At 72.7% G+C, this 7,616-nt stretch carries 9 protein-coding genes; 8 read left to right on the top strand and 1 reads right to left on the bottom strand.

Annotated elements, in window-relative coordinates; translation table 11 throughout:
• The 5 genes from ABH940_RS09310 to ABH940_RS09290 all read left to right on the top strand — a co-directional run.
• A partial coding sequence (locus ABH940_RS09310; RefSeq protein ID WP_370072814.1) for an ATP-binding protein occupies window positions 1–1,590 on the top strand: 1,590 nt, incomplete at its 5' end.
• The gene (locus ABH940_RS09305) at window positions 1,587–2,273 is read left to right on the top strand and encodes a response regulator (RefSeq protein ID WP_370072815.1); all 687 of its coding nucleotides are present in this window, start codon (window positions 1,587–1,589) and stop codon (window positions 2,271–2,273) included. The genes ABH940_RS09310 and ABH940_RS09305, both read left to right, overlap by 4 nt.
• A 458-nt stretch (window positions 2,274–2,731) precedes the next feature.
• Window positions 2,732–3,571, top strand: a complete 840-nt coding sequence (locus tag ABH940_RS09300) for an SDR family NAD(P)-dependent oxidoreductase (protein WP_370072816.1) — start codon at window positions 2,732–2,734, stop codon at window positions 3,569–3,571.
• A 2-nt stretch (window positions 3,572–3,573) separates the two neighbouring features.
• On the top strand, window positions 3,574–3,696 hold the full coding sequence (locus ABH940_RS09295) for a 50S ribosomal protein bL37 (RefSeq protein WP_370072817.1): 123 nt from the start codon (window positions 3,574–3,576) through the stop codon (window positions 3,694–3,696).
• Between the two features lie 119 nt (window positions 3,697–3,815).
• Entirely contained in the window at window positions 3,816–3,953 is a 138-nt protein-coding gene (locus tag ABH940_RS09290; protein WP_370072818.1) for a hypothetical protein, read from the top strand.
• Between the two features lie 47 nt (window positions 3,954–4,000).
• Here the strand turns inward: ABH940_RS09290 and ABH940_RS09285 are convergent, their stop codons facing one another.
• Entirely contained in the window at window positions 4,001–4,210 is a 210-nt protein-coding gene (locus ABH940_RS09285; RefSeq protein ID WP_370072819.1) for a dodecin, read from the bottom strand.
• Window positions 4,211–4,482: 272 nt separating this feature from the next.
• On the opposite strand from ABH940_RS09285, the gene ABH940_RS09280 reads away from it, so the two are divergent.
• The 3 genes from ABH940_RS09280 to lysA all read left to right on the top strand — a co-directional run bounded on the left by ABH940_RS09280 (window position 4,483) and on the right by lysA (window position 7,398).
• Window positions 4,483–5,346: a VOC family protein gene (locus ABH940_RS09280; RefSeq protein ID WP_370072820.1), complete on the top strand. Its 864-nt coding sequence runs from the start codon at window positions 4,483–4,485 to the stop codon at window positions 5,344–5,346.
• Window positions 5,347–5,548: 202 nt separating this feature from the next.
• Window positions 5,549–5,914, top strand: coding sequence for an SAV_915 family protein (locus ABH940_RS09275; RefSeq protein WP_370072821.1), 366 nt, complete (start codon window positions 5,549–5,551; stop codon window positions 5,912–5,914).
• Between the two features lie 14 nt (window positions 5,915–5,928).
• Entirely contained in the window at window positions 5,929–7,398 is a 1,470-nt protein-coding gene (gene lysA, locus ABH940_RS09270) for a diaminopimelate decarboxylase (RefSeq protein ID WP_370072822.1), read from the top strand.
• Window positions 7,399–7,616 lie beyond the last annotated feature (218 nt).

The following is a 7,616-nucleotide window of genomic DNA, read 5'->3' as shown; positions in this document are numbered from 1 at the left end:
GGCCCGCTCCGCCGCGCACTCACCGCCGGACGCGGCATCGGCGAGACCACCGTCGAACTCTCCGGCGACATCGACGTCCACATGGTCACCCACGAACGGGCAGGCCGGGGACGGGTGTTGCGGGCAGCCGGGCAACTGCACTCCACCGGACGGCGGGTGACCGGGCTGGTCTCCGGGCTGGTGCTGCCCGCGCTGCTGACCGCGGTCCTCTGCAACACCCGCGCGACGGTGAACCTGACCAGCGACACCCTGCTCTACCTGGCCGTGGTCGTCGGCGTCGCGCTGCTGGGCGGGATAACGTCCGCGCTGGTGGCCTCGTTGGCGGCGTCGCTGCTGCTCAACTACTACTTCATGCCGCCGATCCACTCGCTGAACATCAACGAGCCCAACAACGCGCTGGCGTTGGTGGTCTTCGCGGTCGCCGCCACCGTCGTCGCCGCGGTGGTGGACGCCGGTACGCGGTTCTCGCGGCGGGCGGCCCGGGCCACGGCGGAGGCGGAGACGCTGTCCGCACTCGCGGGTGCGGTGCTGCGTGGCGACCAGGCGGTGCCCGCGCTCCTTGCCCGGCTTCGCGAGACCTTCGGCATGGACAGTGTCGAGCTGGTCGAACGCGTGGTCGCCCCGGAGGAGTTGGCCCAGGAGCACGGGGCGGAGACGGTCCCGGTCGGGGCGGACGCCTCGCTGGTGCTGCGCGGACGCCCGCTGCCCGCCTCCGACCGCCGCGTCCTCGCCGCCTTCGCCGCACACGTCGCCGTCGCGCTGGAGCGCTCGCGGCTGGCGGAGGTCGCGGCCGAGGTCGAACCCGTCAAGGCCGCCGACCGGCTCCGCACCGCGCTGCTCGCCGCCGTCAGCCACGACCTGCGCACACCACTGGCCGTCGCGCTCGCGTCGGTCACCTCGCTGCGCAGCCACGAGGTCGAGTTCAGCGCGGACGACCGCGACGAACTCCTCGGCACCGCGCAGAGCTCGCTGCTCAAGCTCAACCGCCTGGTCGACAACCTGCTCGACATGAGCCGCCTCCAGGCGGGCGCGCTCACCCTGCACCTCCAGCCGACGCCGCTGGGCGAGGTGGTCACCAGCGCCCTCGACTCGCTCCCCGACGACCACCCGGCGGTCCGCACCACCGGACTCGACGCGGTGCCGCCGGTACTGGTCGACCCGCCGCTGCTGGAGCGCGCCATCGCCAACCTGACCGCCAACGCGCTGCGGCACGGCGAGGGACGCTCGGTGGTGCTGGCCGCCAGCTCGCTCGGCGACCGGGTCGAGCTGCGCGTCGTCGACCGCGGCCCCGGCCTGCCCGCGGAGGACCGGGACCGGATCTTCCAGCCCTTCCAGCGCCTCGGCGACCACGACAACACCACCGGCGTCGGCCTGGGCCTCGCCCTTTCGCGAGGCCTGGCCGAGGCCATGGGCGGCACCCTCACCCCGGAGGACACACCCGGTGGCGGTCTCACCATGTCCCTCGCCCTCCCTGCGGCGTCGCCCTCCCCGGGCACGACGCTCACGCCGGACGCCGCACACGGCGTGCCGGAACCAGATACCTCCCCAGCCCCAACCAGTCCTGTGACCGACGGAATGGCCTCGCTGTGACCCGTATTCTCATCGTCGACGACGAACCCCAGATGCTGAAGGCCCTGCAGATCAACCTCCAGGCCCGGCATTACACGGTCGCAACCGCCGCCGACGGCAGACGAGCCTTGCTGGAGGCCACCCAGAACCCCCCGGACGCGGTCATCCTCGACCTCGGCCTGCCCCAGATCGGCGGGCTGCAGGTGATCCAGGCGCTGCGCGCGTGGAGCGCGGTCCCGGTGATCGTGCTGTCCGGACGCTCGGAGTTCGCCGAGAAGGTCGCGGCGCTGGACGCGGGCGCGGACGACTACGTCACCAAGCCCTTCGCCATGAACGAGCTGCTGGCCCGACTGCGCGCCGCGCTGCGCCGCCCCACGCGGGCGGAGGCGCCCGCACCGACGGTCGAGATCGGCGCCTACACCGTCGACCTCGCAGGCGCGGTGGTCCGGCCGACCCGCGGCGACGGTCCGCAGGTTCGGCTGACGCCGACGGAGTGGCGCATTCTTGCGGTGCTGTTGACGCATCCCGGCAAGCTGGTGACGGGTGCTCAGATCCTGCAGCAGGTGTGGGGGCCCGGCCACGAGCAGAAAACGAACTATTTGCGCGTCTACTTCGCGGGCCTGCGGCGCAAGTTGGAGGCGGACCCGTCCCGCCCACGGCACCTGCTCACCGAGCCGGGGATGGGCTACCGCTTCGAGCCTTGAGCGTGGCACTAGCAGGGGCGAGGGGAACCACCCGAGAAACCCACCTGAGTGGATGGCTCTGAACGTTCGGGGTTCTACCTCGCAGGGTGGCTTGTCGCGCAGTTCCTCGCGCCCCCAGCGTGCTGCAACTTCCGCGCTATGCACTGCGGTATGACCGGGCGCTAAGCCGTCGTCAAGAACCGCATCGCGGACATATCGGCCGCGTCAGAGTCCGCCGGGAAGCTTGCCGGTGGGCACCGCGTCCGCTGGGATGGTCGGCATGGACAACCTCGTTCGCAGCCACGTCCGCGCGGTCACCGCGCCGGGCTGCGCAGCCGCGCACTCGCGGCATGAGGACCGTCCGCCTCATCGCACTCACCGCTGAGCTGCTGTCGCCGCCACCGGGACCTGACGTTCCGGGGTGAGTCCGTGTGAAGTTTCCGTTTCCTTTCCTTTTCCTGATTCTCGAATGGATCGCCGTGTCCGCTGACACCTTTGCCTTTGCCGGTCGCACCGCCCTGGTCACCGGCGCCACCAACGGCCTCGGCCTGCAGACCGCGTTGCGACTCGCCCTCGGCGGCGCTCGCGTGATCGTGCACGGCCAGACCGCGCAGAACACCGCCGTCGCCGTCGAGGCGCTGGCCGAGCTCGGCGCGCCGACCGGACGGCTGGAGGAGGCTCCCGCCGACTTCCGCCACCTGGACGAGGTCCGCCGCCTGGCCGAGACCCTCGCCGAGAGCCACGAGACGTTGGACCTGCTCGTCCTCAACGCGGGCATCGCCGCGCCCGAGCGGCGCACCCTGACCGACGAGGGCAACGAGCTGAGCTTCCAGGTCAACTACCTGGCGCCGTACCTGCTGACCCGCCTGCTGGAGCGCCCGCTGGCGCGCGGCACGGACACCCGGATCGTGGCCGTCGGTTCGACCCTGCACCGCACCGCCAACATCGACTGGACCGATCTGACCCGCGCCAAGCGGTACTCCCGGATCGCCGCCTACGGCCAGTCCAAGCTCGCGCTGACCACCTTCGTGACCGCGCTGGCCAAGTGGCTGCCCGAGGGCCACACCGCGATCAGCGTCCACCCGGGCATCGCCGAGACCGCGACCCGTCCGCTCTACGGCACCACCGGCCGTTCCGCCGGGGAGGTCGCCGAGACGATCGTCGCGCTCTGCGACCCGGGCACCGAGGTCGTCAACGGCGCCTACTACGAGGGCCTGGCCGTGACCACCGCCGGCCCGCAGGTCACCGAGCGCCGCTCGGTGGACCGCCTGCTCAAGCTGAGCGAGAAGCTCACCGCCCAGCTCGAGCCCGCCCTCTGACGATGCGGCACGCCGCCTTCCACCCCGACCAGAACCTGAGGAACCCCGAGATGTCCAAGCGCGCCCGCAAGAAGCACGACCGCCGCAAGAAGTCCGCCTCCCACGGCAAGCGCCCCGGGTCATGAACTGAGGTAGTCGCTGCAGCTGACGGCGCGTCTGTTCACCTGGACGGACGCGTCGTCGGGCGGCCCGCGGACGCGAGCGGGTCACGGAGGCGGGACCGGAGCCGGCGGAGGGCGAGCTGATGGCGGCGGGCACGCCTGGTGGCGTGGCCGAGCTCGGGATCACCTCGGTCTTCCTGAGGACGGTCCCGTCGGAGCCGCCAAGGGTTCCGTTGGGCGCGACCGCGACGCTGGCGGTCGTGCTCGCACCCGCGCCGTGACGGCGCTCCGGGGGAGTGTCGGCCCGCGGCCCGGTGGCGGACAGGGCCTACTCGTCCAGGCGGAAGCCGACCTTCAACCCGACCTGGAACTGCTCGGCCCGCCCGTCGCTGATGCTGCCGCGGATCTGGGTGACCTCGAACCAGTCGAGGCCGTGCAGAGTCTGCGAGGCGCGGGACAGGGCGCTGCGGATGGCGGCGTCGATCCCCTCCGCGGAGGTGCCGACGATCTCGGTGACGCGGTAGGTGTGTTCGCTCATGCGTCCACGGTCTCGCGGCTTCCCCACGCCCGCATGTCCGAGGCCGCACGTCCGCGCCGGTGGCGCTGCCGTGTCGGCACGGTGGCTGAAAAGTGGCGGAACGGGGTGGGGTCCGGGTGGGTGCGGCCCGAGCCGAGGTCGGCGGATTTGAGATAGTTTGGCGGAGTAGGCGAGGGGTACCCGACCACGAGATCCCCTGACCCTGAGGCCGAAAGGCACGCGATGACCGAGCATGTCCAGCTGACGTCCCCCGCGCCCCGCCGGAGCGCGTCGTGAGCGACGAGCGCGGTACCGACCAGGGCAGCCACGGACGCGAGGGCGGCGAGCAGCGGGTGGTGCGTCCCGTACTGGGCGCGCCCTCGTGGGTGAGCCTGATCGCGGGCGACCTGGACGTCGCGCAGCGCTTCTACGGCGACCTGCTCGGCTGGACCTTCGAGCACGGGCCGGAGCGGCTCGGACCGTACGTCTCGGTGCTGGCCGACGGCGTCCCCGTGGCCGGGATCAGCGGTGTCGCGATCTCGGCCGGGATGGGCGTGGGCTGGACCCCGTTCTTCGGCGTGACGGACGCCCACGAGGCCGCGCGCCGCGGCGTGGACCGGGGCGGCACGATCGGCGTCGGACCGGTGTCCATCGACGCCGGACGCATCGTGATCGCCCGGGACCCGGACGGCGCCTCCTTCGGGCTCTGGCAGGGTCGTGCCGCAGGCGTGGGCGAGCCGCCCCGGCTGACCGGCGTCCCGGCCTGGATCGAGCTGCGCACCGCCGACGCGTTCAAGGCCGCGCTCTTCTACGGCGAGGTGCTGGACTGGGACTCGGCGGCGGCGGAGCGCTGCGAGGTCTTCTACGAGCACGAGCGCGTCGTGCTGCGCGTGGACGGCCGCAGCGTCGCCGCGCTCCGCGGCCTGGCCGCCCCCGCCACCGAGGATGCACCGCCCGAGATGCCGCGCTGGCAGATCTCCTTCGCCGCGCCGGACGTCGACCGGGCCGCGGCCCGCGCGGTCGAGCTGGGCGGCCGGGTGGTCAGGCGCCCGGTGGACACCCCGTACGGCAGGACGACCGAGCTCGCCGACGTCGAGGGCGGCCGCTTCTCGCTGATCACGCCGAGCGCCCGCACCTCCGCCACCGGCGAGGAGTGAGCCACTACCGGGAGTGACGCCGGTCACCCGGGCGGCATCAGCCCGACAACATTCGCATCGTGGGCGTCAGGAACGCGTCAGGGGCGGACACAGGGCTCGGAGCTGGGGGAACAGTGTCGTCATGAGGCCGTGATCCGCGGCGGTTCACCGTACTGCGGACACGGGTTGACGCTTTCTCATGAACGCTCGAAGGGTGACACCCATGGTCCAGATGCTGTGTGGGAGCGATCCGGAACCGTCGGAACGCGTCCCGGCCGGACTGCTCCTGATCCCCGTCCGGTCGGGTCCCGCAGGATCGGTCGTCCGCCTGTTCCGCACGCCGCTGGGCGAGCGGACCGCGGTCGCCTTCACGACCCGGCGGCAGCTCGCGGCGGTGCTGGGGGAGGCGCAGCAGTGCGTCGCCCTCGCCGAGGACGTGGTGCGCGCGATGACCGAGCCGCTCGGCGTGACCCGGCTGCTGGTGGATCCGCAGCTGGCCGCGCTCCCGGCGGGTCGCCTGCGTCACGACGCGTCGTGGGAGCACTGGGAGTCCTCGCTCGAGGGCTCGACGCACCTGCGGATCGCCTGAGGAGGACCACCACCATGCCTTTCACCGTTCTCCCGGCCGCCGACGCGTACACGGCTGACGCGCACACTGACGTGGCGCACACCGACGTCGCGCACACCGCAGACACGTACACCGCCGACACGCCGCAGGACACCGCGCGACACTCGAACGACTCCTGGCTCGGCCCCTGGCCCGCCTCCACGCGGCCCGCGCCGCACGGGGACCTGACCGTCGGCGGCGTCTCGCTCACCGAGGCCGCCGATCGCTTCGGCACCCCGCTCTACCTGCTGGACGAGGACGAGATCCGCGCCCGCTGCCGCGCCTACCGGGAGGCCTTTCCGGAGGCGGAGATCCACTACGCCGCAAAGGCTTTCCTCTGCCGGGCCATGGCCCACTGGGCCGCTGAGGAGGGCCTCGGCCTGGACGTCTGCTCGCGTGGCGAGTTGGAACTGGCCGTGACCACCGGCTTCCCGACCGAGCACATGATCCTGCACGGCAACGCCAAGAGCCCCGACGAGTTGGAGGCCGCGCTGCGGCTGGGCGTCGGGCGGATCGTCATTGACGGAGCCGCCGAGATCGCCCGGATCGCGGCGCTGGTCCCGCACGGCAGCCGGCAGAAGGTGCTGCTGCGGATCGCGCCCGGCATCGCCGCCGGCGCCCACCCGGCGATCCGGACCGGCACCGTCGACCAGAAGTTCGGTCTGGCCAGCACCGACGGCACCGCGCAGCTCGCGGTCGCCCGGGTGCTGGAGCAGCCGCGCCTGGAGCTGGTCGGCCTGCACTGCCACCTCGGCTCGCAGATCACCAGCGTCAAGCCGTTCGTGCAGGCCGTGCGGCGCATGGTCGGGATGATGTCCTGGGCGCGGCAGGCGCACGGCGTCGTCCTGCCCGAGCTGGACCTCGGCGGCGGCCACGGCATCGCCTACCGCCCCGGCGAGGAGGCACTCGACCTGCGGACGCTCGCCGTCCGCGTCCAGGCGGAACTGCGGGCCGCCTGCGCGACCGTGGACCTGCCGGTGCCGAAGTTGTTGCTGGAGCCCGGGCGCGCGATCGTCGGCCCGGCCGGAGTGGCGGTCTACCGGGTCCTGTCCGTCAAACGCGGCGGGTCCGACGGCTCGGGTTCCGGTTCCGGCGGGGGCTCGAAGCACACCTTCGTCGCCGTCGACGGCGGGATGAGCGACAACCCCCGCCCCGCGCTCTACGGCGTCCGTTACTCGCCGCGGCTGATCGGGCGCGAGGCCAGCGCGGAGCTGCTCCCCGCGCACGTGGTCGGGCGGCACTGCGAGGCCGGTGACATCATCGCCTCCGACGTGCTGCTGCCCGCGGACATCCGTCCCGGGGACCTGCTGGCGGTGCCGGCGTCCGGCGCCTACCAGGTGTCGATGGCCTCCGGGTACAACCTGGTGGGCCGCCCGCCGGTGGCCGCCGTTGCCGGCGGCACGGCGCGGCTGCTGGTGCGCCGCGAGTCGCTGGCCGACGTCCGGAGCCGCGACGTCGGGCTGTGAGCCGCCGATCGTGAGCCGTCGGCTGTGAGCCGACGACTGTGGGATGTCGGCTGTGAGCCGGGTAACGCTGCCCGGTGAAACCTCTCCCGCCGCAACCCCGTTGGACTCTCCGACGGGGTTGCGGCGCATTCGGGCGGAGGTACGAGGTGCGGCCGACAGGACGCGGGGGAGCCCGGGAGGACGGGGTCGTCTGGGGGTGGGCGTTCCTTGGTGCGGGT

This window comes from Streptacidiphilus sp. BW17, assembly GCF_041262485.1.
GTDB lineage: Bacteria > Actinomycetota > Actinomycetes > Streptomycetales > Streptomycetaceae > Streptacidiphilus.
Note: the sequence above shows the minus strand (reverse complement) of the source record. Positions and strands in the feature narration are given on the sequence as shown.